This window comes from Holophagales bacterium (assembly GCA_016699405.1).
In the GTDB taxonomy this organism is placed as follows: Bacteria; Acidobacteriota; Thermoanaerobaculia; order Multivoradales; family JAGPDF01; genus JAAYLR01.
In genome coordinates this window covers 3,398,089-3,421,195 of sequence record CP064972.1, presented here as the reverse complement: position 1 = coordinate 3,421,195, position 23,107 = coordinate 3,398,089, and the positions used below count along the sequence as shown (strand labels likewise).

Annotated in this window: 17 protein-coding genes; 5 read left to right on the top strand and 12 right to left on the bottom strand. The window is 68.4% G+C overall.

Annotated features, from left to right (window positions below):
- Positions 1 to 4: 4 nt before the first annotated feature.
- A complete protein-coding gene (locus IPJ17_14060) occupies positions 5 to 661 on the bottom strand; it encodes a hypothetical protein (protein ID QQR72624.1) in 657 nt (218 codons plus the stop codon).
- Between the two features lie 90 nt (positions 662 to 751).
- Between IPJ17_14060 and IPJ17_14055 the strand changes: the two genes are divergently transcribed.
- Entirely contained in the window at positions 752 to 3,118 is a 2,367-nt protein-coding gene (locus IPJ17_14055) for a hypothetical protein (protein ID QQR72623.1), read from the top strand.
- A 5-nt stretch (positions 3,119 to 3,123) separates the two neighbouring features.
- Here the strand turns inward: IPJ17_14055 and IPJ17_14050 are convergent, their stop codons facing one another.
- Positions 3,124 to 3,324, bottom strand: coding sequence for a hypothetical protein (locus IPJ17_14050; protein ID QQR72622.1), 201 nt, complete (start codon positions 3,322 to 3,324; stop codon positions 3,124 to 3,126).
- Between the two features lie 171 nt (positions 3,325 to 3,495).
- On the opposite strand from IPJ17_14050, the gene speA reads away from it, so the two are divergent.
- Together speA and malQ are read left to right on the top strand one after the other, a co-directional pair.
- Positions 3,496 to 5,412 carry a biosynthetic arginine decarboxylase gene (gene speA, locus IPJ17_14045; GenBank protein ID QQR72621.1) on the top strand — a complete coding sequence of 639 codons (1,917 nt, stop codon included), beginning with the start codon at positions 3,496 to 3,498 and terminating at the stop codon, positions 5,410 to 5,412.
- Positions 5,413 to 5,437: 25 nt separating this feature from the next.
- Positions 5,438 to 6,997, top strand: coding sequence for a 4-alpha-glucanotransferase (gene malQ, locus IPJ17_14040; GenBank protein ID QQR76177.1), 1,560 nt, complete (start codon positions 5,438 to 5,440; stop codon positions 6,995 to 6,997).
- Here malQ and IPJ17_14035 read toward each other — a convergent pair.
- A complete protein-coding gene (locus IPJ17_14035; GenBank protein ID QQR72620.1) occupies positions 6,918 to 7,796 on the bottom strand; it encodes a transcriptional regulator in 879 nt (292 codons plus the stop codon). The genes malQ and IPJ17_14035 overlap by 80 nt on opposite strands.
- A gap of 87 nt (positions 7,797 to 7,883) precedes the next feature.
- On the opposite strand from IPJ17_14035, the gene IPJ17_14030 reads away from it, so the two are divergent.
- Positions 7,884 to 9,599, top strand: coding sequence for an alpha-amylase (locus IPJ17_14030; GenBank protein QQR72619.1), 1,716 nt, complete (start codon positions 7,884 to 7,886; stop codon positions 9,597 to 9,599).
- On the opposite strand, the gene IPJ17_14025 is transcribed toward IPJ17_14030, so the two are convergent.
- The 9 genes from IPJ17_14025 to IPJ17_13985 all read right to left on the bottom strand — a co-directional run bounded on the left by IPJ17_14025 (position 9,596) and on the right by IPJ17_13985 (position 21,185).
- A complete protein-coding gene (locus IPJ17_14025; GenBank protein QQR72618.1) occupies positions 9,596 to 10,579 on the bottom strand; it encodes a hypothetical protein in 984 nt (327 codons plus the stop codon). The two genes, IPJ17_14030 and IPJ17_14025, sit on opposite strands and share 4 nt — an antisense overlap.
- A 77-nt stretch (positions 10,580 to 10,656) precedes the next feature.
- The gene (locus IPJ17_14020; protein ID QQR72617.1) at positions 10,657 to 12,864 is read right to left on the bottom strand and encodes a hypothetical protein; all 2,208 of its coding nucleotides are present in this window, start codon (positions 12,862 to 12,864) and stop codon (positions 10,657 to 10,659) included.
- A 37-nt stretch (positions 12,865 to 12,901) separates the two neighbouring features.
- Positions 12,902 to 13,687 (bottom strand): hypothetical protein, encoded by a 786-nt coding sequence (locus IPJ17_14015; GenBank protein ID QQR76176.1) that lies wholly within the window; start codon positions 13,685 to 13,687, stop codon positions 12,902 to 12,904.
- A gap of 53 nt (positions 13,688 to 13,740) precedes the next feature.
- Positions 13,741 to 14,625, bottom strand: coding sequence for a sugar ABC transporter permease (locus tag IPJ17_14010; GenBank protein QQR72616.1), 885 nt, complete (start codon positions 14,623 to 14,625; stop codon positions 13,741 to 13,743).
- Entirely contained in the window at positions 14,622 to 15,968 is a 1,347-nt protein-coding gene (locus IPJ17_14005) for a sugar ABC transporter permease (GenBank protein ID QQR76175.1), read from the bottom strand. Before IPJ17_14005 ends, IPJ17_14010 begins: the two co-directional genes overlap by 4 nt.
- Before the next feature lie 613 nt (positions 15,969 to 16,581).
- Positions 16,582 to 17,802: an extracellular solute-binding protein gene (locus IPJ17_14000; GenBank protein ID QQR72615.1), complete on the bottom strand. Its 1,221-nt coding sequence runs from the start codon at positions 17,800 to 17,802 to the stop codon at positions 16,582 to 16,584.
- A gap of 21 nt (positions 17,803 to 17,823) precedes the next feature.
- Positions 17,824 to 18,918 carry a sn-glycerol-3-phosphate ABC transporter ATP-binding protein UgpC gene (gene ugpC / locus IPJ17_13995; protein QQR72614.1) on the bottom strand — a complete coding sequence of 365 codons (1,095 nt, stop codon included), beginning with the start codon at positions 18,916 to 18,918 and terminating at the stop codon, positions 17,824 to 17,826.
- Between the two features lie 22 nt (positions 18,919 to 18,940).
- Positions 18,941 to 20,545 carry a DUF3459 domain-containing protein gene (locus IPJ17_13990; protein ID QQR72613.1) on the bottom strand — a complete coding sequence of 535 codons (1,605 nt, stop codon included), beginning with the start codon at positions 20,543 to 20,545 and terminating at the stop codon, positions 18,941 to 18,943.
- A gap of 214 nt (positions 20,546 to 20,759) precedes the next feature.
- Positions 20,760 to 21,185 carry a hypothetical protein gene (locus tag IPJ17_13985; GenBank protein ID QQR72612.1) on the bottom strand — a complete coding sequence of 142 codons (426 nt, stop codon included), beginning with the start codon at positions 21,183 to 21,185 and terminating at the stop codon, positions 20,760 to 20,762.
- Between the two features lie 130 nt (positions 21,186 to 21,315).
- Between IPJ17_13985 and IPJ17_13980 the strand changes: the two genes are divergently transcribed.
- Positions 21,316 to 23,100, top strand: coding sequence for a hypothetical protein (locus IPJ17_13980; protein ID QQR72611.1), 1,785 nt, complete (start codon positions 21,316 to 21,318; stop codon positions 23,098 to 23,100).
- The last annotated feature ends 7 nt before the right edge of the window (positions 23,101 to 23,107 follow it).

Here is a 23,107-nt window from a genome sequence, read left to right as displayed (position 1 = left end):
GAGGTCAGGACTCGGTGACCCGAACGCCGTCGGCCAACTCGTTGACGTCGTCCCCTCGCGTCGCCGGGCGGCGCTCCCGCAGTAACTCCCCACACCGTTCGATGGCACGCAACAGGGCGGGGACGGCACGCCCGGCACCGATGCCCGATGCCAGCTCGTGGGCGATCCCGTCCCACTCCTCCTGGGTGACGACTTCGTGAATCCCGCGGTCGGCGAGGATCACGACACGGCGCTCGAACAGCGAGAGGAAGATCAAGATGCCGGTCCGGTCGCGGGTCCGAAAGACCTCTTCGGCAAGGAACGCCTCGACGGCTCGCTGACGGACCTCGCGCTCGAGGAGATCCTCGCCGGCGAGAGCTCGTCGCCAAGCGGGAATCACCCGAACGAGCCAGAGCCCGAGGAGCGCACCGAGCGCGGCCGGCAGGGCGATCCAGACGGCGGGTACCCCCCACGATCCGGAGCCGTACCAGAGCGCCGCAGCCAACAAGGAGGCACTCACGCCACCGATCGTCGCCCCCCGCCAACTTGCGGCCTCGTAGGCGTCGCTCGCCCCGGCGGCGAACGGCACGATCTCTCCGGCGTGGCCCGCCTCGGCAGCCTCGACAGCGGCGGTGAGTGCCGCCCGGTCCGCGTCGCTGAGCTCGAGATTCGTCTTTGCCATCTGCTCGCCTCCGTCGCCCGCCTCGCGCTGCCCTTTGACCCCGCCCCGGAGCCCCGCCTATCATAGCGGCCCGCCTTGACCCGCAATCCCATGTCCGCTTCCAGGCTCCGATCCACCGCCCCGCTGCTCGCCGTCGTTCTGGCGCAGATGCTCGCATCTGCCGCCCTGGCGACGGATACCCCCATCATCGCCTTCGGCGACAGCATCACCGAGGGATTCGGCGACGACCCGGAGAGCACCCATCCCGGGTACCCCCCCCGCCTCGAGCGGCTGCTGAGTGACGCGGGGTTCCCAGTCTCGATCGCCAACTGGGGTGTCGGCGGCGAAACCACCTCCGAGGGACTGTCGCGTATCGACGAGGCCCTGGACGATGGTGGCGAGATTCTCCTGTTGATGGAGGGGACGAACGACATCAACCGGCAGATCTCCGGCGAGACGATCCGGTACAACCTCAACGCCATGGCCGCCAAGGCCGAGGCGAGGGGAATGCGCGTCGTCCACGCGACGGTCATCCCGCATCGCCCGGACGGGACGGGCGACATCGAGAACTTCGCGACGAGGGATGTCCAGGCCGACATTCTCAACCTCGCCGAGAGTCAGGGCCGAGCGGTGGTCGATGCCTTCTCCGCCTTCTGGGACGAAGCGGACTTCTTCAGCCGCTTCTACCTCGACGACCTGCCGGAGGAGGATCCGGTCGGCCATCCGAACCCCGCCGGCTACGACCTCCTGGCCGACGCGTTCTTTCCCGTGGTCCGCAGCGTGCTTGCCAGCGGCAGCGGCAGCGGCCAGATTCAGGTGCTCACGCAGCCGATCCTCGCCGGCCAGATCGCGTCGTTCGGTGTGGACCTGCGCGGATCGTTCCATTCGGTCATCTGGAGGTTCGGCAGCGACGGCTGGGCGGATGGGCAGCCCGGTGACGGCTACTCGGCCGACTTCGTCTTCGACCGCCCCGGCACCTTCCGCGTCACTGTGGAGGCGACCGACGCCGCCGGACGGGTGATCTCGAATCACCTCGACGTCGTCGTCCAGGGTTCGATTCCGACGTGGCGTACCTCGCGCAGCCTGGTGGCGCTCGCCCGGAGGACTCACCCGGCCCCTGGAGGAAGCCGTCGCACGACCGAGCTTCGCCTGACGAATCTCGGCGCCACGTCGGTGCGCACCGAGGTCGAGATGCTGGCACCGACGTTCTCGCCGCGGGACCTCGAGGTGCGAGCGGCGAGCACGCCGATCGCCGTCGGCCTGCGACCCGGACAGACCGCCCTGCTCGGCGATGTGCTCGCAGCCCTCGGCGTGGGCGAGGGATCGGCGGCGCTCCGGGTCACGGCTCGCGCCGCCAGCGGCTCGGTGGCGCCGCAGGTCGAAGCCGCAGCGCGGCTCCTCACGATCGACGCTGCCGGGGAGCGCTCGGAGATCATTCTCGGGATTCCCGAATCGGCCTGGTCGACCGGTGCCCGTTTCGTCGGCGGGATCGATGGGGCGTTCGGCACCGCGGGTGCACTGGTCCTCGCCAATCCGGAAAGTCAGGCGGCGACCGTCGATCTTCAGCTCTTCGACCCTGCGGGTCTCCCGGTGGCCTCGGGAACACTGAGCGTTCCGGCGAGCTCGACGCTTCAGCGCTCCCTGTCGCTCCTCTTCCCGACGGCGCTCGGCGCTCCTGGGCCGTTCGGCCTCCGCGTCAACGCCGACAGGAAAGTCGTCGTAGGCCTCGAGGGCGCAGGGTCGACCGATGCCGAACGCTCCTTCGTTCCGGTACCGGTGCAGGGCACGCTCACCGACACCTTCTACCTCCCGACCATGGGCAACGGCGGCGACGGCTTCAACCGCCGCCTCGCCGTCTTCAACCCAGGCGTCGCCCCGCTGCAGCTCCGTTTCGCGCTGCTTCGCCTCGGCGCCGTCAACACCTCCCCCCCGGTAGCCGACCGAACCGTCCCGGCCGGAGGCTCCCTGGTGCTCGAGAATCTGCGCACGCAACTCTTCGGCCAGAGCGCCGATGGCGTAGGAATGATCCGGGTGACCTGGTCCGGTGCCGGGAACGTCGCGCCCGTGCTCTTCGGCAGCGCCGCCAGTTCGCCCGGCGCTGCCGGCGTGCTCGGCTACGCGGTCCGCGCGAGCCCTACGGACGGGGTCTTCTACGACGCGGCGCTCCTGGCCTTGCCGTCTCCGTCGTCCTCGTGGGCGCCGGTGATCGGTCTGATGGAGCTCGAGAGCTCGTCGGTGACGGTCCGGGTCGAGTTGCTCGACATGCTCGGCGAGACGCTCGCCATTCGGAACGTCCAGCTTCTGCGTAGGGAGCTCGACGAGCCGACCCTCGCCGGTCTCTTCCCGAACCTCCTCGGTACCGGATGGAGTGTGCGCCTCACCCTGCCGGACGGCGGCGCCGTCATCGCCTACCTTGCGTCGCGGAGCCCCGCCGGAGACCTCGAGGTCACCGCGGCGACGATTCTCGCCACGCCCTGACCCGCTCAGCCCCGACGGGGGCCCGCCAACAGCCGTCCCGGTAGCGTGATCACCCCGCGCAACAACGCGAAGGCGCCATCGACTGCCACTCCAAGCAGGCGGAACGGCAAGAGACACGACCAGACGAGCGGATAGAGGACGAGCGCGAGCAACGCCAACGGCCAGCAGACGACGAAGAGCAACAGCCAGAGCAGGAACGCGGCCATGGGACCTCTTCTCACGGCGACCGTCGGGTCGCGACGGAGAAGATACGAGCGACCGCGGTCGAGAGTTCTCCCCGGCCGAGGCGGCGAAAGGTGCTACAGTTTTCCGCCGCTGTCAGGCGGTCCCTTCGGGGATTCCGACCGGAGCGAGCGCGAGGAGGCGACGAGACGAGCATGGCGGGCAACGGAATTCCACGGCGCTGGACGGTCGAAGATTCGCTCGACCTTTACAACATCCGCCTCTGGGGCAACAACTACTTCTCGGCCAACGAGCGCGGCGACGTCCAGATGCACCCGTCCGGCCCCGGCACGCCGGCGATCAACCTCCGCGAGCTCGTCGAAGAGGTCAAGCAGCGCGGCATCGGCCTGCCTCTGCTCATCCGCTTCTCCGAGATCCTCGGCGCCCGCGTGCGGGAGCTCAACGAGGCGTTCCTCTCGGCCATCCAGGAGTACGGCTACCAGGGAACGTATCGGGGCGTCTACCCGATCAAGGTCAATCAAGAGCGCTACGTCGTCGACCGCCTCCTCGAGGCCGGCCGCCCGTACCACTTCGGGCTCGAAGCCGGCTCGAAACCCGAGCTCATCGCCGTGATGGCGATGCTCGAGGACGAGGAGGCGCTGCTCGTCTGCAACGGCTACAAGGACGAGGAGTACGTCGAGACCGCGCTCCTCGCCTCGAAGCTCGGCCGCAAGGTCATCATGGTGATCGAGAAGCCGTCCGAGCTGCCGCTGATCGCCAGCGTCGCCGAGCGGATGGGAATCCTGCCGGTCATCGGGCTGCGCGCACGACTGACCAGCAAGGGCTCGGGGCACTGGGAGGCCTCGGGCGGGGACCGCTCGAAGTTCGGCCTCGGTGCCCGCGATCTCTACGAAGCGATCGAGTTTCTGCGAGAGAAGGGACTGCTCGCCTCGCTGCAGCTGATGCACTTCCACCTCGGCAGCCAGATCTCGTCGATCCGTGCGGTCAAGGACGCCTTGCGCGAGGCCGGACGGATCTTCGTCGAGCTCTACAAGCTCGGCGCACCGCTCGCCTACCTCGATGTCGGCGGCGGCCTCGGCGTCGATTACGACGGATCGCAGACGAACTTCCCGTCGTCGATGAACTACACGATGCAGGAGTATGCCAACGACATCGTCTTCGGCATGCTCGAGCTCTGCGAGCCGGAAGGGATTCCGCACCCGACGCTGGTCTCCGAATCGGGGCGCGCCCTGGTGGCCCACCACGCCGTGCTGATCGTCGACGTCCTCGGGGTCGGCGAGTTCCGGGTCGGGGCCCTCCCCGAGCAGCTCCCGCCGGAGGCGCCGCTACCGCTGCGCCACCTTTTCGACACCCACCGCGAGGTCTCGCGCAAGAACGTCCTCGAGTCGTACCACGACGCCCTCGAGTACCGCGACGAGTGCCTCAGCCTCTTCCTGCTTAACCACCTCTCGCTCGCCCAGCGCGTGCTCGCCGAGGACATCTTCTGGGCGCTGGTGACCAAGATCCTCCGCATCACCCGGGAGCTTCCCGAAGTTCCGGAGGAGCTCGAGGGTCTCGAACGCGCGCTTGCCGACACCTATTTCTGCAACTTCTCGGTCTTCCAATCGCTCCCCGACGCCTGGGCGATCGACCAGCTCTTCCCGGTGATTCCGATTCATCGGCTGGCCGAGGAGCCGACCCGCCGGGCGGTGATCGCCGACATCACCTGCGACTCCGACGGCAAGATCGAGCACTTCATCGACCGGCGCGACGTCAAGCCGGTGCTCGAGCTCCACCCGCTGACCGGCGACGACTACCATCTCGGCATCTTCCTCGCCGGCGCCTACCAGGAGATCCTCGGCGACCTCCACAACCTGTTCGGCGACACCAACACGCTCCACGTCTCGCTCGGCGAGGACGGTGCCTACGTGATCGAGCACGTGCTCACCGGCGACACCGTGAGCGACGCGCTCAAGTACGTCAGCTACGACCCGCACGAGCTGCTCGCCCGAGTGCGGCGCGCCGTCGAGGTGGCGCTGCGCGCCAAGCGCATCGGGCTCGAGGATTCGCGGGTGCTGCTGCGCACCTACGAGCAGGGCCTCGCCGGCTACACCTACCTCGAGCGGGAATGAAGGCCTCGCCGTGAGCGACTCACGCGTGCGCGACGGCGGACCACGTCGGGCCGGGCTGCTTCTCCACCCGACCTCGCTTCCCGGACGATACGGAATCGGCGATCTCGGACCGACCGCTTCGGCGTTCCTCGCCTGGGCGGCCGACGCCGGGCAGGCGATCTGGCAGGTCCTGCCACTCGGGCCGACGGGCATGGGCGATTCGCCGTATGGCTGCCTCTCGGCCTTTGCCGGCAATCCGCTGCTCATCTCTCCGGAGCGACTGGCCGAGGAGGGCCTTCTCCCGCGCGAGGCGCTGACTCTCGGAGAAGAGCCACCCGGCGACCGGGTGGCGTTCGAAGCGGTCCGCGCCGGTCGTGAACAGATCCTGCGCGCCTCCTTCGCCCACTTCCGCGCCGCACCTCCCGCCGGAATCCGCGAAGCCTTCGAGGCCTTCGTCGATGCGTCGGAGCAACGCTCCTGGCTCGAGGATTGGACCCTCTTCTCCGCCCTCAAAGCCGCTCACGACGGACGCGAGTGGACCGCCTGGGACGAGGCGCTGCGAGATCGCGAGCCGGGCGCGCTCGAGTCCGCCGCCCGGCGCCTCGGCGACGAGACGTCCTACCACCGCTACTGCCAGTTCCTGTTCTTCCGCCAGTGGGCGGCGCTGCGGGCCGAAGCCCATCGCCGCGGCATCTCGATTCTCGGCGACGTGCCGATCTACCTGGCGTTCGACAGCGCCGAAGTCTGGGCGAGCCGGGGCCATTTCGAGCTCGACGACACCGGACGGCCGCTGCGTGTCGCCGGCGTTCCGCCGGACTACTTCAGCCGGACGGGGCAGCTCTGGGGCAACCCGCTCTATCGCTGGGAGCGCTTCGCGGCCGAGGGATTCGCCTGGTGGATCGAGCGCCTGCGGGCCAATCTGCGCCTGGCCGACGTCGTTCGACTCGATCACTTCCGGGGCTTCGCCGCCTATTGGGCCGTGCCGGCAGGCGACTCGACCGCAGTGGGCGGCGAGTGGGTCGAGGGGCCCGGCCACGCGCTCTTCGCTGCGCTGCGTCAAGCCCTCGGCGACCTGCCGCTGGTCGCCGAAGACCTCGGCGTCATCACGCCGGACGTCGAGTCGCTCCGCGACGCCTTCGGCCTACCCGGCATGAAGGTCCTGCAGTTCGGCTTCTCGCGCGGCAGCGGACATTCGCCGCACGACGTGCCACGACACGCGGTCGTCTACACGGGCACCCACGACAACGACACCGCCCGGGGCTGGTTCGAGAATCTGCGGCCGGCCGCACAGCAGCGCGTGCTCGCCTATGTCGGCGGCGCGCCCGAGTCGATCGGCTGGGGCCTGTTGCAGGCCGCCTACAACTCGCCCGCGGCGACGGCCATCGCTCCGCTCCAGGACGTTCTCGGCCTCGGCAGCGACGCCCGGATGAACCTCCCCGGCCGACCCGACGGGAACTGGTCGTGGCGCGTTCGTGCGGATCAGGTCTCGGCGGCGCACCGCCAGCAGCTCGCCCGGCTGGTAGACGTCAGCGAGCGGGTGGCTCCGGACCCGGCGGCCTACCCCGTCGTCCGGCAAGCCGACGCTGACGCCTCGCTCGCCGGCTGAGGTCGGCCACCGCGCGCTCCGCATTCGCTCCGGCGACCCCGAAGCGCTCGCGGAGCAGATGCAGGCGATCCATCACGAACAGATAGAGGTCAGCCTCCGTCCTGCCGGGAAAGTCCGCCAACAGGCCACTGCGCCGGATCGCTTCCACGCCGGGGACGAAGACCGTCGCATACCAGGAGCGCACCGCTTCGGGCCAGGAGACCGGCTGCCCCGTTTCGATGCCGCGGAAATAGCGGTGCACGCTGATGTGATCGAGCAGCCGCTGATAGCCCCCGCCTTCGCTCATCCGAAAGAGCTCGGCCCCCTCGCCTCCCAGTCCGGTCGTCTCCAGGAAGTCGGCGAGCCCGCTCTGCAGCAGCACCGACTCGAGCGAGCTGTCGGCGCTCAGCGGAACCGGCGACTCGAATTCGCGCACCCAGGCCTCGATCGTCGGCGCTCCGAAGGAACGGGCGACCGAGACCCGGTGGTGCCCGTCGACCACGAAGTAGGCGTCACCCACCTGGTAGACCTCCACCGGCGGAAACCCCGTCGGACTGAGGGCGAGCAGGCGCACCTCCTCCCAACGGTCCCGCAACGCCTCGTCCCGCGGCAGGAAGGCCCGGTTGAACTCGCGAATCCGTCCGATCGAACCGACGATCGCGGCCAGAGGAATCTCGCGAATGCCGCGGTCGACGAAGTGGCGAAGCCGCAACCCCTCCCGGACGACGTCGAACGGGAGAAGATCGGTCGGCCGCCCTTGCAGGCCCTGCCAGAGATCGTGCAGGAGAGCGCGCCAGCGCGCCTCGTCGAAGCGTGCCATCGCTCAGCCCCACCCCCCACGACGCGGGCGATCGGGACTAGGATGAGCGGAGTCGATCCCCGCGACCGAGCGGAAAAGGAGACGCCCATGAGTCATCGGACTGGACCGGCGATGGCCGTGCTGGCAGCATTCGCCCTGGCCGGCGCCGCCTGCGCGACGAGTCCCCGCAGCGTTTCGCCCGCGGCTGCGAACCCGAGCGATTCCCCCTCGCGCGTCGCGGCTCAGCCGCCGACCGCGATCGTCGATCCCCTGCCGAGCTGGCGTCTCGACTGGGCTCGCGGCGCCGTCTTCTACCAGGTCTTCGTCCGCAGCTTCGCCGATTCCGACGGCGACGGGATCGGCGACTTGCGGGGCCTGATCTCGCGGCTCGACTACCTCAACGATGGCGATCCGGCGACACGCAACGATCTCGGCGTCGACGCCCTCTGGCTCATGCCGGTCTTCGTTTCGCCGAGCTATCACGGGTACGACACCGTCGACTACGAGCATATCAACCCCCCCTACGGCACCGATGCCGACTTCGCCACGCTGCTGCGCGAAGCCCATCGGCGCGGCATGCGGGTCATCGTCGATCTGGTGCTCAACCACTCGAGCGCCCAGCATCCCTGGTTCGTCGAAGCCAGCTCGTCCCCGACGGCGGCGCGCCGCAACTGGTACGTCTGGCGTGCCGACGATCCCGGTTGGACACAGCCGTGGGGCGGCTCGTATCGCGTCTGGCACACGAGCGGCGACCAGTTCTTCTACGGCGTCTTCTGGAGCGGCATGCCGGACCTCAACTGGCGCAATCCCGACCTGCGCGCCGAGCTCTACCGCATCGCCGAACGCTGGCTCACCCTCGGCGTCGACGGCTTCCGTCTCGACGCGACACGCCACCTCGTCGAAAACGGACCCGATCAGCAGCAGGTCGACCAGCCCGAGACGCACGCCGCCCTGCGGGAGCTCGCCCGTGCCGTGCGGCAGCGACACCCGGAGGCCCTGCTGGTCGGCGAGAACTGGACGGAGACGCCACTCATCGCGGCCTACTTCGGATCCGACCGCGAGGTCCCCGGCGGCGACGAGTTGCCGGCGAGCTTCAACTTCCCGCTCGCTGCGGCGATCGTCGGCGCAGCGCGAGACGGAGATGGAGATGCCGTCCGCTCGGTTCTCGCGGAAATGGCGGCGGCCTACCCCAGGCGAGCGCTCGACGCTCCCTTCCTCGCCAACCACGACATGGCGCGACTCACCACCCAGCTGGGAGGTGATGTCGCGGCCCAGCGCCGGGCCGCGGCGCTGCTTCTCACCCTTCCGGGCGCGCCCTTCCTCTACTACGGCGAGGAGATCGGCCTGGAGAACGGGTCGGCACGCGGCGACGAAGCCAAACGGACACCGATGCCCTGGTCGGGCCAGGCACCCGGATACGGCTTCACTGCGGCAACCGCGCCGTGGCATCCGTTCTCCGGCGATCCACAGGCGCGCAACGTCGCCACCGAGCTCTCCGACGAGGGTTCGCTGCTCGCCCATTACCGGCGCTGGATCGCGGCGCGGCGAGCTTCACCGGCGCTGCGCGACGGCGACCTGTTCCTGCTCGATAGCGGCCGGGAAACGGGAGTCGTCGCCTTCCTGCGGCGCACCGACGGCGAGCGGGCGCTCGTCGTCCACAACCTCGCGAGGTCCGGGGCGACATTCGCCGCACCGATGTCGTGCGATCGGCTCGCCGTCCGGCTCAGCGACGGCGACGTCCGACTCGCAGATCTGCCGAAACACGGCTGCCTGCTCGATCTCCCCCCCCAGAGTGCCTGGCTGGGAACCGTGCGCTCGGACTAGGGCAGGTCGGCCGGGACGACGGCGGGAACGACCGCCGGCCGAGCCGCGGTCGCGTCGTAGTCGCCGAGCACACGCTCCTGGGTCAGCGGACCCGGAGGCACGAGGATGTCGACGAGCGGCGGCTGAAGGTCGTCGTCTTCGCGTCCACCGCCGAAGCTGTCGGTCGGCCGTCCGACGCCGAGCGGCAGGATCATCAGGCCGCTGCGGCGCACCGCGGCGACCGAGAGGGCGTTGGACAGGTCGAAGCGCTGATCGATGTCGGTCCCGGTGACCACGACGGTGTAGGCCCAGTCGGGTCGGGCGATGCCGCCCAGCGCCTCGGCCGGCACCCAGAACGTGATCTTCGGTCCGCGCACGCGGATCTTCGTCGGGAAGAAGACGTGGGACTCGACGTCGGCGGGGATCTGCAGCTTGATCGCTTCGGCGGTCTTCGCGTCGAGAGACTTCGGGTCCGCCTTCAACGTGTCGCGCAGATCACGCAGGAGGATCCGCTTCAGCGTCGACCGGGCGTCGAACGGCCGCGGCGTCAGCGCGATCGCCCGTTCCCAGGCAAAGCGCGGATCGAGCTGCGCCTTCCGCCCGGGGAGCATCTGGACGCCACCCGAGCCTTCCTGGCGATCCGTGTCGACGTAGATGTCGAGATTCGTCGTATAGAAACCGAAGCGGGCCATCGAGTCGAGCGAGGTCCCGCCGATGTCGATGGTGCGTCGACCCGTCGGCCGCACGCGGCTGGCGAACGTCGCTTCGAAGCGGGTTCCATCCGCCTCGGCATAGGCGGCGAGCGAGACGAGGTCGAGATCGCCAGGCTGCAGGTCGTAGTAGCTCAACGGGTACTTCATCGTCCCGTCGCCGTGATCGTCGCCGCGCGGATCGGTGAGCACGAAGATCGGCCGATCGGCGGCACGGGCCGACGCGGCAAGAGCCGGAGCGACGGCGAGGACGGAGAGCGCGACAGCGACGAGACGCGGGCAGCTGGGCATGGCGATCGAACCTCGAGAGGACAGGCCCGGGACCCGGCCGAAACCGGGTCCCGGGCAATGGGCGACAACGCCCCGGACTAGAACTGGACCTTCAGGAACGCCTTCAGACGCTGCTGGTTGAAGTCGCGCTTCTCCAGGCTGTTCCAGCCGCCGAAGCGGCCGGCGAACCCTCGCGACCCGACCTTGACGCCGACATTCGCAGCCGTCGCTGCGTCGGCGTACTGGACGACGAAACCACCGCCGAAGTCCGGATCGAAGGAGCCGGTGGCGTACTCGTAGTTCAGACCGATCTCCGCGCCGGCCAGGATGTACTTGGCCTGCAGGATCAGCTTGTCCTTCTTGTGGGTACCAGACGCCATCTCGTGCAGCTGATAGGCCTGGAACGCGGTGTTGCCGTCCTTCAGGTCGACGTCGTAGTGCTCGAGCGTCGCCGACGCGTACAGGTCGTCGGTCAGCTGGTAGCCGGCGCCGAGCTGGAACATCTTCGAGCTGAAGTCGCGATCGTCGTCCGACAGGCTGTCGAACGGCTTCCACTGATACCCGGTGATGCCGTTGACGGTGATCACCGGGGGATTGCCGTACAGGTCGGCCGTCGAGTTGCCGGCCCCGTTGTAGGCACGGGTGTGGTTGCTGCAGGCCGCGCCGCCACCCGGGCAATCGCCCGCGAGGTACGGCAGGTAGCGGGCATCCGTCATCCGCTTGTCGGTCTCGTCGATCATCTTGAACTTGCCGAAGAGATCGATCCCCTTGCCCGCGTCGATGAGGTACTTGAACTTGATCACGCCGATCGTCGTCTCCTTGTCCTGGAACGGCGCATAGGCGTTGCGGAAGGAGCCGAGACCGCTGTCCGACTCGTTGTTCGGGTAGATCGAGCTGAGGATCGGCCGGCTCGGGTCATCCCATGCCTGCCAGTTCGTGTTGTAGTCGACGAAGGTCAGCTCGCCCGAGAGATCCAGCGAGCCCGTCGAGAAGGACGGCACCACGGTGAAGCCCTTCCACCCGATGACGCTCTCGGCCAGCGGCTCGTCGAAGTCGGTGAACTCGTTGTCGACGTTGATCGTCGCGACCTGCTGCGCATTGCCCTGCCAGCCGCCGTAGCCGATCTTCGACTCGTTGCCGCCGAAGACGCCGAAGGAGGCGTTGTTCGGGCCCGGGTAGGCGAAGGTCGCATCCGAGCCTTCGGTGAGCAGCACGTCGGACTCGCGCCGCGCCGCCATCATCGCCACGTATTCCGCACCGATGTCGAAGGCCTCGAAGTTGAACGACAGGCCGACCCCGAACGGATCGTTCAGGTCGACGTTGAGCTTCCAGGCCGTGTCGTCGTGCTTGCCGGCCGGCACCGGGCCGAAGCCCGAGATGCCGAAGAAGTCGGCGGGAGCACCGTACGCCGGATTGGAGTCGGCCGACGACGAGTAGACCGCGCCGCGCACGTCGAGCTTCGATCCCGGGTGAATCCCGAAGCGCGCGCCGATGACCGTGTTCTTGAAGCGGTTCCGCGTGCTCCGGCCGTTGTCCGGCAGGAGATCCTTGGCATCCACCTCGATGTCGTTGACGTACTGGCCGATCAGCGCGAGATCGAACGCCGACGACAGGTTGAACTTCGTCTGCACGCCGTAGGCGGCGTCCTGCACCGGATAGCTGCCGGTGGCGTAGCCCGGGCCGGCCCAGAGCCGCGGCAGGGAGATGCGCGCCGCGTCCCAGGTGAACTTCCGGTTGGCCGCCGAGCCCTGGAAGAGCAGGCCGGCGCCGTTGTCACGGTCGATGTAGCGGATGCGGCCGATGACGAACGGGTCGAACATGCCCCAGTCGTTGGCACCGATCGTCGCCGAGTCGATCCAGTCGTAGCCCGGCGTCAGCGTGACGGCCACACCGCGGAGCTTGACGTACTGATTCGAGCGCGAGTCGAACTCGCCGCAGTCGCCACCGACGCACGGTCCGGGGTTGCCGTCACCGTCCGGATCGAAGCTGCCGCCGAAACCGCCGAAGTTGGTCCACTGGTTCTGGCTGAACCGGCTGTGCAGCCGGGCCGACACGGCGACCTCTTTCGAGAGGCGGGCGCTCAACAGCAGCTCGACCTCCGAGCCCTGTCCGTTGTCGCCCCAGCCTTCGCCAGGGACGCTCGTGAAGTTGTACAGCGAGCCGTCGAAGCGCTGGTTGCCCCAGAGCCACTTCGTGTAGGTCGTCCCACCGATCTTGAGCTTGGAGTCCTGAGCGGTGGCGGCGCCCGGCAAGAGCAGGGCGAGCGCCAACGCGCCGACCGCAAGCCACACGGTTGTACGCTTCATAGTTCCTCCTGAGCCTCCAGAGAACGGACCGATCCGCTTACTTGCGGACCATCTGAAGGACGGCCAGCTGCTTGGCCGAACCGTCCGGATTGCACTCGTACTTCAACATCGCCTTCTGCGCCTCGATCTCGGAAGCGTCGCCGGTCCCCTTGCCAGCCAGCAAGTCCATCACCGCCGGGTCGCAGTTGCCGTCGTTGCCGCCGCCGAAGCGGTGCTGACCCTCGTACTCGTTGACCCGGCGCGTGAGCACCTCGGCCCCGTCCGGGAAACCCTCGTTCGACTGCACGACCACCTGGTAGCCCCAGGTCGCCGGGTCGCCCTCACCGAGGTCCTTGAGGTCGATCGAGCCCGAGATCGTGCGGTTGTTGCCCTTGGTGCGTCCAGGGACGACCACGGCGTCCTTCATCGCGGCCGCCTTCGTCTCCACCTCGGTCCGCACACGCGAGGCACTCTGCGGCGACAGGATGACGACCTTGTCCCAGGCATCGGCCGGCGCGAACTTGACGTTGAGCCCGGGGATGCCGTCGGTGAACCCGCTCCCCTCCTTGTGGTCGGTGTCGATGAAGACGAAGATCATCTGCACCGCGAAACCGGTCTTCATGCCCCACGGGTCCTCGAGCGACGCGTTGACGCTCGCTTCGACGTTGACCTTCTTGCCGGAGACGGCGAGCTTGAACTCGGTGAGGTCGAACGAGCCGGGCTTGTAGACGACGTCGGTCGGATAGGTGTAGTTGCCCGGACCGAAATCGTCGCCCGTCGGGTCCTTGAAGACGACCTCCTGGGCCATGGCCACGGCGCCGAGCGCCGCCGTGGCGAGGAACATGGCCATTGCGATCTTCCAGGTCTTTCGCATCTTGATCCTCCTGTCGGGTGGAATCATCCCTTGACCGCTCCGGCGGTCAGGCCGGAGACCAGATAGCGCTGCAGGAACATGAAGAGCACGACGACCGGAATCGCCGTGATGATCGATCCTGCGGCGAAGTATCCCCACTGCTGCTGGAACCCGCCGACGAAGAAGCGCAGGCCGACCGGTCCCGTGTACATCGTTTCCTTGTCCATGAAGGTCGCCGCCTGGATGAACTCGTTCCATGCGGTCATGAAGGAGAAGAGCGCCGTCACCGCCACCGCCGGCTTGGCCAGCGGCAGGACGATGCGGAAGAAGATCGTCGCCGGCGACGCGCCGTCCATCATCGCCGACTCTTCCAGCTCCCGCGGAATGGTGTCGAAGTAGCCCTTGAGCATCCAGACGCAGAACGGGATCGAGGTGAGCGAATAGACCAGAATGAGCCCCATCCAGGTCGACCCGAGCCCCAGCCACTTGACGACGATCAGGTAGAGCGGCACGAGGGTCAGCGTGCCCGGGAACATCTGCGAGACGAGGAAGGCCATGAGTCCGGCGCGCCGGCCGGGGAAGCGGAAGCGCGAGAACGCATACCCGGCGGTGCAGGCGAGAAACACCCCGAGAACGGTCGTGGCGAGCGCGATGACGGTGCTGTTGAAGAGCCAGCGGCCGAACGGCTGCTCGGTCATCACCGAAACGAAGTTCTGCACCGACCAGGCCGCCGGCCAGGGTGCCACGGCCCGCAGCCGGTCGCTGATCGCCGGGTTGGCAGGCACGTCGGCGATCGACAACGCCTGCTGGCCGGAGAACGCCACGGCGATCACCCAGAGGATCGGATAGATCGCGAGGAGAGTGAATAGCACCAGGAAAAGATGCAGGGGCCAGTGTGCGACCTGATCGCTCGCCCGCTTGCGGCTCATATCCCCTCCGTGGCGCGGGTCACGCGATTCTGCCAGGTCCCGTAGGCGAACAGGATGAAGAAGATCACCGTCGAGTAAGCCGCCGCGTAACCGTAGCGGTACTGCTCGAACGCCAGCTTGTAGGCCTGCGTGATCAGGATTTCGGTCGAGCCTGCCGGTTCACCCTGGGACACCAGGTAGATGATGTTGAACATGTTGAACGTCCAGATCACCGAGAGAATAACGGCCGGGACGAGCGCGGGTTTCAGGGACGGCAGGGTGATCGAGCGGAACTGCTGCCAGCGCGACGCCCCGTCGACTCGGGCGGCCTCGTAGAGATCCGCCGGGATCGATTGCAGCGCCCCCAAGGCGATCACCATCATGAAGGGGAACGAGAGCCAGCCATTCGTCGCGAGGACGGTGACGAACGAGGTGACCGGCTTCTCGAACCACGAGACCGGCGCCCCGCCGAAGATCTGGATCACCTGGTTCACCACCCCGAACTGCTGATGGAACATCCCCTTCCAGATCAGCGCGGTGATGTAGTTCGGGACCGCCCACGGCAGAACCAGCAGCACGCGATAGAGCGGTTTGAGCCGCAGGCCCTTGGTGTTGAGGATGAGCGCGAGCAGCAAACCCAGCGAGACACCCAGGCCGACGTTGGCCACCGTCCAGATCACGGTGAACCCGAGGGTGTAGTAGAAGTTCTTGTAGTTGAGCCCGCCGGCGCCACCGTCCTCGGTCGTCCTCATGATCGCGAAGTCGGAGAGGATGTCGCGGAAGTTGTCGAGGCCGGTCCAGATCTCGCTGATCGGCTTGTCGCTGTTGTAGATGTTCGAATTGGTGAACGACAGCGTGATGCCATAGACGAAGGGGAAGAAGACGAGCAGCAGCATGCCGACCATGGCCGGCGTGACGTAGGCGTAGGCCACCCGATAGCGCACCAGGGTCTGCCAACCGCGGGCAGCCGTCCCCAGCGCGACGAACGCCAACAGCCCCAGGCCGACGAGCCCGAAGGCGGCGTGCACGAGCGCCCCTCGCCGGGCGACCCCACGCGCTGACTCGGCCAAGCGGTCCGCTGCGACCCCTCCCTCGGCAAGGACCACGCCGCGCGGCGTCCCGTTGCGATCGGCGTCCCAGCGCGCAGGATCGAGCGCCTCGCCGTCGAGTGAGAAGCCGCTCGCCTGCGCCACGGCGGCGAACCGCTCGGCCTGCCCCGCCAGATCCGCGGCGAGTCGCTGCTCGTGGGCCAGTCGGTCGGAGGAAAGCTCGCCGGCAAAGCGCCAAGCCTGCCAACCGACCACGCCGGCGAGCAGGACACCTCCGACGACGGTCAGGAGCGCGCGGCGCTGTCCGATCGCCATCCCCAGAAGGAGCAGGAGGGCCGCCGGCGCCAGGGCCACGGCCAAGGCCGTGCCGCCGCGGTGGTCGGGACGGCCGGTCTCCCGCGGCTGGATCTGGGCCTGGACCGCACCGGTCACCCTCCCCTCGAGCAGGATCGGCGCCCAGACGAGGCGGCGAGCCTGGTCGAGACGCTCGAGCTTGACCGACTCCTTGCGCGGCCCGTCGGCGGCCTGGTTGTTCTCGGCCCCGCGCCGCAGCTCGTCGGCCGCATCGAACAGCGGCTTCTCCTCCCGGCGGAGCTTGCGCGGCGTGACGCCTCCCGTCTGGTCTTCTCGAACCGTCGACGCCGCGAGCAGGCGATCCTCGAGCGACACCACGCGGACGAGCTCGAGCTCCGGGCTGCGTGCCGCCCACTGCCCGACGACGGTCGCCGGGCTCGCTCCGCTCGCCACTGCGCGCTCCAGGAGCTCGGCAAGCGCACGGACCTCGCAGAGCGCGCGCTGATCCGCCGCCCGGTCCGACTCGGCTCGGCGAGCGAGGAGCAGCCAGCCCCAGGCCGCACCCAGCGCGACCGCAGAGCCGAGCAGCAGGCCGGCAACGGCGCGCCGGCGATGATTGGCCGGGCGTTCCACCCTACTTCCTCAGGTTCTTGATGCGCTCCTCGACGTCCTTCTGTGCGACATCGAGCGCCGCCTTCACCCCGAGCGACTTCTTGACGATGGTGTTCATCGCCGTCGTGGCGGGAGACCACACCATGGTCATCTCGGCGAGGTTCGGCATCGGAACCGCAGCGTCGACCTGCGCACGGAACGCCTTGAGGACTGTGTCGGAGGCCACCTGGGGATCCTCGTAGACCTTGCGGTTCGACGGCGTCTGCCGACCTTCGAGGGCCAGGATTTTCGCCTGGGGTGCGTCGGTGAGATACGAAATGAAGTCGAACGCCGCTTCCTTGTTCTTCGACGGAGCGGCGATGTAGGCCCCTTCGACCGTCATCCACGGCCGCATCGGCTTGCCACCGGCCTCGTCGATCGACGGCAAGGGGGCAAGGCCGAAATCGACGCCCTTCGCGATCTCGCCGAGGAACCAGGGACCGGAGAAGACCATCGCCGCCTTCCCTTCGTTGAACAGCGAGGTGATCAACGCCGTCGAGGGCTCGGCCGGAAGGAACTTGTCCTGCTCCACCCACTTCATCAGCAGCTCGAGCGACTTCACGTTGGCCGCAGTATTGAGCGTCGGCTTCCGGCCTTCGGCGAAGACCCCGCCGCCGAACGCGTTCATCAGGGCGGCGTGGTAGTAGAAGTCGGAGTAGGCATAAGCGAGGCCGAAATGGCCCGTGGCGGCGTCGGTCAGCTTCTTGCCGAGAGCGACCAACTCACCCGAGGTCTTGGGAGGCGACGTCACCAGCTTCTTGTTGTAGATCAGCGTGATGACCTTGTAATTCAGCGGCAGGCCATACACCGTGTTCTGGTAGTTCATCGCCTGCATGGTCGAAGGAAGGAAACGATCGGTGATGCTCTTGTCGAGGAAGAAGTCGATCGGTTCGATCGTGTTGCCCGCTTCGATCCACCCGCCGAGCCGGTCCTGGGCGTAGATGAAGACGTCCGGGCCCTTACCGCGCGGCACGGCGGCGGTGATCTTGTCGGCGAAAGCGTCGTACGGCACGGCGAGCGTGGTGATCTTGATCCCCGCCGCCGCCTTCGCGGCGTTGTAGTTCGCCACGACCTTCTCGAAGGCGGCCTTCTCCTCGCCGCGATAGGCATGCCAGACCACCACCTCGGCAGCGAAAGCCGGACCGGCGATGGCCACGGCGACGAGCAGTGCCGCGATCTTCCCTGCGAATCGAAGTTGGCGCATGGATCCTCCTGCGCAGAACAGTCAGTTGGAAAGGCGTCGTTCGTTGTCGGCGTCGAAGATGTGGAGGTAGTCGAGCTCGAGAGCGAGGCGCAGGGGCGTGCCGGTCGGGGGAACCCGGTGGGAGTCCACCTTGGCGACGAGCAGGTCCTCCCCCGCGCGGGCGTGGACGATCGCCTCGTGACCGAGCGGCTCGACGATCTCGACGACGCCGAGAATGGGAGCCGTCGGCCCTCGGGTCGCCCGGCCCTCCTCGATCAGGTTCTCCGGACGCATCCCCAGCACCACCCGCTTGCCGTCCTTGCCCGCGCTGGCTGCACGCCAATGCTCCGGCACCGGAATCTCGAAGTGCGAAGCGGCGAGCACACTGCCGCCGCGGTCGATGCGGGCCGCCGCGAAGTTCATCGGCGGCGTACCGATGAAGTTGGCGACGAAGAGGTTGTCCGGCCGCTCGTACACCTCGAGCGGCGTGCCGACCTGCTGCAACGCTCCGTCCTTCATCACCGCGATCCGGTGCCCCATGGTCATCGCCTCGACCTGATCGTGGGTGACGTAGATCGTCGTCGTCTGCAGGCGCGACTGGAGCTTCGAGATCTCGGCCCGCATCTGGACGCGGAGCTTCGCGTCGAGGTTGGACAGCGGCTCGTCGAAGAGGAAGACGGACGGCTGGCGGACGATCGCCCGGCCGACGGCGACACGCTGCCGCTGCCCGCCGGAGAGCTGTTTCGGCTTGCGATCGAGCAGGTGGGCGATGTCGAGGATCTGCGACGCCTCGCCGATGAGCCGGTCGATCTCCTCCCGCGGCGTCTTGCGGATCCGCAGTCCGAACTCCATGTTCTCCCGCACCGTCATGTGCGGATAGAGCGCATAGCTCTGGAAGACCATGGCGATGTCGCGGTCTTTCGGCGCGAGGTCGTTGACGACGCGATCGCCGATCAGGATTTTGCCGTCGGAGATCTCCTCCAGGCCGGCGAGCATCCGCAAGGCGGTCGACTTCCCGCATCCGGACGGACCGACGAGCACCATGAACTCCCGGTCCCGGATCTCGAGGTCGAGCCCCTCGATGACCGAGACCTTGCCGTATCGCTTGGCAACCTGCCGGAAACTGACGCTAGCCATTCGTTCGACTACCTCTTCTTCGTCACGGATGGGAATTCGGATGAGCGGAAGAAGCGTCGTCGCGGACGAGAACGCCGCCTGAACGTCCGGCGAGCGACACCCTCGCGACCTCTCCCGTCGGGTCGAGCACCACCGGTCGCTCGCCCCAGACGTCGTGGAGCTGCGCGCCCCGCCAGTCGGCCGGCAGAGGGATCGTCACCTCGGCTTCGCCGGCCCCTCGATTGACCGCGACCACGACCCGCGAACCAGTCGCCGGATCGTGACGACCGAAGACCAGCAGGTCCCCGTCCGCCACCAGGCTCTCGTGCGCTCCCGTCGCCAATTCCGGATAGCGGGCCCGCAGCGCGATGAGCCGCCGGTAGTCGCTCCGCAGCTGCTCGTCGCGCGGCTGACCGGCTCCCGGCGCGATCCCCAGAGCGCCCCAGGGCATGTCGCTGCGGTTGTCCGGCCAATCCCCTCCTCGTCTCCCGACCTCCTCTCCGTAATAGACGACCGGAATGCCGGAAACGGTCATCTGGAGGAAGGCGGCGAGGCGGAAGAGCGCCAAGTCTCCGTCGAGCTGGTAGAGGGCCCCGGGCACGTCGTGGGACGACAGAAAGTGGGCAAGCAGATAGCCGGGGCGCACCCGCTCTCGCGATTTGAGGTAGCGATCGAACGCCACGGCACGGCCGCGACCGCGGACGAACGCCAGAGCGCTACCCTGGAAGCCGAAATCGAACCCGGCGTCGAGCTCGTCCCCGGCAAACCAGGGGTCGAGCACCCCGGCGTCGCCGCCCCACACCTCGCCGAGCAGAAAGAACCCCGCGCCAAGCTCCTGGCGTGTTCGTGTGCGGTGCAATTTCCAAAAGTCGTGCTCGACGTGCTTGACCGTGTCGAGGCGGAAACCGTCGAGGCCCACGCGCTTGGCGAGTCCGAGGTGCGCCGAGAGGAGGTACTCGCGGACCTCGGGCAGGTCGGTGCGAAAGTCCGGGAGGCCGGCGACGCACTGCGTCAGATCGTCCTCACCGCAACTGCCCTTCTCCGCGCTGCGCAACCAGGATGCCGTCCTCGGGTCGGTGAGGTAGTGCGAGCCGTAACCGGCGTGGTTGTACACCACGTCGAGCAGCACGCGGATGCCGCGTCGGTGCGCCTCCGCGACCAGGTGACGCAGCTCCGCTTCGGTGCCGAAGCGCGGGTCGACCTGTTCGAAGTCGTCAGCCCAATAGCCGTGGTAACCCCAGTCCGGGAAGCCGGCCCCGGTCACGAAGCCGTCGATGTTCCTGACGGTCGGAGTGAGCCAAAGGGTATTGATGCCGAGCTCGGCCAGGTCGTCGAGCCGCGAGGCAAGACCCGCGAGGTCGCCGCCGTGAAAGGTGCCCTTGCCGGCGCGGTCGACGCCACGGTTGTTCTTCGGATCGCCGTCGGCAAACCGGTCGACGATGGCGAAGTAAACCACCGCCCGGCTCCATTCCGCAGCGCTCCAGGCAGGAAGCCGGTTCGCTACCTCGACGCTCCCGCTGCCCGCACCGGGCGCCGGAGCGTGCGAGCGCTCGGCGCAACCCGTGGCGAGAAGCACGAAAAACAGGACGACGAGGGCTCGAGCCCCCCCCGGAATTCTCCCCTCCTGCAGCTTCGCCACGAGAGTCACCAGCCGTCGAATACTGCAGCGAGTCTACCAGAGGCAGCGGAACGTGGCGGGCGAGGCAGGCCGGTGCAGGTCGCCCGGGGCCGACCGGTCCGGCCCACACGGACTCCGGAGGCGACGCAACGGGGAACCCGTCTTGTCAGAAGCGTGCGCGATCGAGCGACCGGTCACGCCGCGCTCTCCGCGGCCCCGGTGCGGCGCCACCCCCTCAGCGATCTCAGATCTTGAACAGGGCGTCGAACGCCGCCCGCGGATCGTCCTTCGGCATCCGCCGCTCTTCCTGCGCGAACTCCTGGGCGATGCGCGGGGCGAATTCGGCGCAGTCGTTGCGTTCGCTCTTGCGGGCCACCCGCACGGCCATTTCGAGTCGGCACTGCTTCGGAGCCGAGCTGTCGAATTGAACGCAGTGCGTGCAGGTGTGCAGCGGAGCGGCGCAGTGCGGACAGCGTGCGTCGAAGGTCGTCACGCCTCCGTCGACCTTCCGCCCGCAGGCGGCGCATCGAAAGACGCTGGCGGTCGGGGCACCGAAGCCGCGGCCGCGGGGTGCGAGAGACGGATCGGGTCGCGGAGCGTCCTGGCGCGAAGCCGACTCGGGCCGCCCGTTATCCTGGTAGCCGCGCTGACGGTACTTGCGATCGGACATGGCGCGAGTATAGGCCAGGGAGCGATACGATCGTTTCGTGAGGCAAGACTCGGCTCGACTCGCACTCGTCGCCGCCCTCGGCATCCTTCTCGTCGGATGCGATCCGCCGCGATCTCCCGCTCCGCCACCGATGCCCCCGAGGGCCGTTCCCCTCGACGAGTTCCTGGGCGGCGGCGAGCTGCGCGGAGCGGCGATCCGTCCCGACGGCCGCGAGATCCTCATGGTGCTTCGCGGACCCGACGGCTGGTCGCTCGCCACCCTGCCGAGCGAGGGAGGCGAGTCTCGTCGGCTGCCGAGCGACCCGCCGCTCGCCGGCGAACGCCTGCTCGCGCTCTCGCCGCGGGGCGACACCGTGCTCTTCCGTCGTCCCCTCGCTCGCCAGGGCGAAGCCGCGATGCTGGCACTCCGGCAGGGATCGGGCCGGATCGTCGACCTCACGATCCCGGGCAGCGGTCGAGCCCGCCTGCTCGGCTGGAGTAGCGGCGGCTCGGGAGTCCTGCTCGAAAGCGACGAGGTCCAAGCGGGCCGACGAGATGTCGTCGAGGTGCGCCTCGATGACCTGTCCCACGCTCTGCGCTTCAGCAACGATCTCGACCTGCGGCTCGGACCGCTCTCTCCCGATGGCCGATCGCTCGCCGTCGCGGCCACCGACCCCGCCCTCGGGCCGGGGATCGGAATCTTCGATCTGGCGAGTGGATCCATCCGCGAGGCAGGAGTCGCCGACGAGAGCCGCGGATGGCTGATCCCCCAGGCGTTCACCGCCGACGGGAGAGCGCTCGTCGCCTTCGACGCGCGAGCTCGCCCGTATCGAACGGTCCGGGTACTCCTCGAGAATGGACGCCGCGGCCCGGTCGAGACGCCCTGCGACGATCCGCTCGAATTCCAGATCTCGCCGACAGGACGATTCGCGCTCTGGACCTGCCGCTCCGCCGAACAGACCGGCCTCGTCCTCACCGATCTCGCCACCGGCGCCCGGCACGCTCCACCCCTCCCTCAGGGGATCGCCCCGCGCGAGATCCGCTTCTCCTCTGACGACCGGACGCTGCTGATCGAGGCCGGAGGTCCGACCCACGGCGACGATCTCTTCCTTTGGCTGCCCGATCTTCCGACCGATCGTCAGCTGACCTACCTGGTCGATCCGCGCCTCGAAGCCGACGACCTCGTCGTCCCGGTGCCGTTCGCTCTGCCCGGCGGTGGGTCCGCCCGGGTCACCGCAACGGAGCTCCGCCCTCGCCGCGACGCGTCGGCAGCGAGGCCGGCGATCCTCCTGCTCGAAGATGCCGACGAGGAAGAGCGCGTCGGTCCCCCGGTCTTCCAGCCCCTGGCCCAGTACTTCGCCAACCACGGCCACCGCGTCCTTCACCTGGACTGGCGAGCGCCGGGACCCCAGCGGCCTCCCGCCTCGGACGCTCCCACGGGGTCGGCCGACGAGGCGGAGAAGGAGAGCGTGCTCGCCGTGCTGTCGTCGCTCGGCCGCACCTCGACCGGTGCGGTGCTCGTCGGCCACGGGCGCCGGTCGGCCGGCCTCGCGCTCGTCGCGGCGGCGCGCCCGAACGCCGACTGGGCCGCGGTCGGCGCCGTGCTTCCGGGTCGTGCGACCTTCGCCTCGCCGATCGGCGACGGTCGCGTCGCCTTGGCCGCGATGGGCGATCGACGACCGCCCCCCGACTGGATCGACGCGCTCCCCGAGCCGCGACCGGGGACGCGGCTCCTCGTCGTCTCCTGCGACGCCGACGCCCTTCTCCCGCAGCTCGACCGCGATCGGCTCCTTGCCAAGCTGACGCGAGCGGGCGTGCCGCCGATCCTCGAGCTCGAGCGAGGGGACGCAGCCTGCCTCGAACGACCGGAGGCGCGCGAATCCGCCTGGTCGGCCGTGGCTCGCTTCGCCCGCGCCGCCGGGGCACCCGCCCCCTGAGATTCCG

Bases quoted from the DNA above. Each gene is read 5' to 3' on its own strand.
- IPJ17_14000 (QQR72615.1), bottom strand. From the start codon at position 17,802: ATGCGCCAACTTCGATTCGCAGGGAAGATCGCGGCACTGCTCGTCGCC.
- IPJ17_13980 (QQR72611.1), top strand. From the start codon at position 21,316: ATGCCCCCGAGGGCCGTTCCCCTCGACGAGTTCCTGGGCGGCGGCGAG.
- ugpC (QQR72614.1), bottom strand. From the start codon at position 18,918: ATGGCTAGCGTCAGTTTCCGGCAGGTTGCCAAGCGATACGGCAAGGTC.
- IPJ17_14020 (QQR72617.1), bottom strand. From the start codon at position 12,864: ATGAAGCGTACAACCGTGTGGCTTGCGGTCGGCGCGTTGGCGCTCGCC.
- IPJ17_14035 (QQR72620.1), bottom strand. From the start codon at position 7,796: ATGGCACGCTTCGACGAGGCGCGCTGGCGCGCTCTCCTGCACGATCTC.
- IPJ17_14050 (QQR72622.1), bottom strand. From the start codon at position 3,324: ATGGCCGCGTTCCTGCTCTGGCTGTTGCTCTTCGTCGTCTGCTGGCCG.
- IPJ17_14005 (QQR76175.1), bottom strand. From the start codon at position 15,968: ATGGCGATCGGACAGCGCCGCGCGCTCCTGACCGTCGTCGGAGGTGTC.
- IPJ17_14010 (QQR72616.1), bottom strand. From the start codon at position 14,625: ATGAGCCGCAAGCGGGCGAGCGATCAGGTCGCACACTGGCCCCTGCAT.
- speA (QQR72621.1), top strand. From the start codon at position 3,496: ATGGCGGGCAACGGAATTCCACGGCGCTGGACGGTCGAAGATTCGCTC.
- IPJ17_14055 (QQR72623.1), top strand. From the start codon at position 752: ATGTCCGCTTCCAGGCTCCGATCCACCGCCCCGCTGCTCGCCGTCGTT.
- IPJ17_14060 (QQR72624.1), bottom strand. From the start codon at position 661: ATGGCAAAGACGAATCTCGAGCTCAGCGACGCGGACCGGGCGGCACTC.
- IPJ17_14015 (QQR76176.1), bottom strand. From the start codon at position 13,687: ATGTTCCTCGCCACGGCGGCGCTCGGCGCCGTGGCCATGGCCCAGGAG.
- IPJ17_13985 (QQR72612.1), bottom strand. From the start codon at position 21,185: ATGTCCGATCGCAAGTACCGTCAGCGCGGCTACCAGGATAACGGGCGG.
- IPJ17_14025 (QQR72618.1), bottom strand. From the start codon at position 10,579: ATGCCCAGCTGCCCGCGTCTCGTCGCTGTCGCGCTCTCCGTCCTCGCC.
- IPJ17_14030 (QQR72619.1), top strand. From the start codon at position 7,884: ATGAGTCATCGGACTGGACCGGCGATGGCCGTGCTGGCAGCATTCGCC.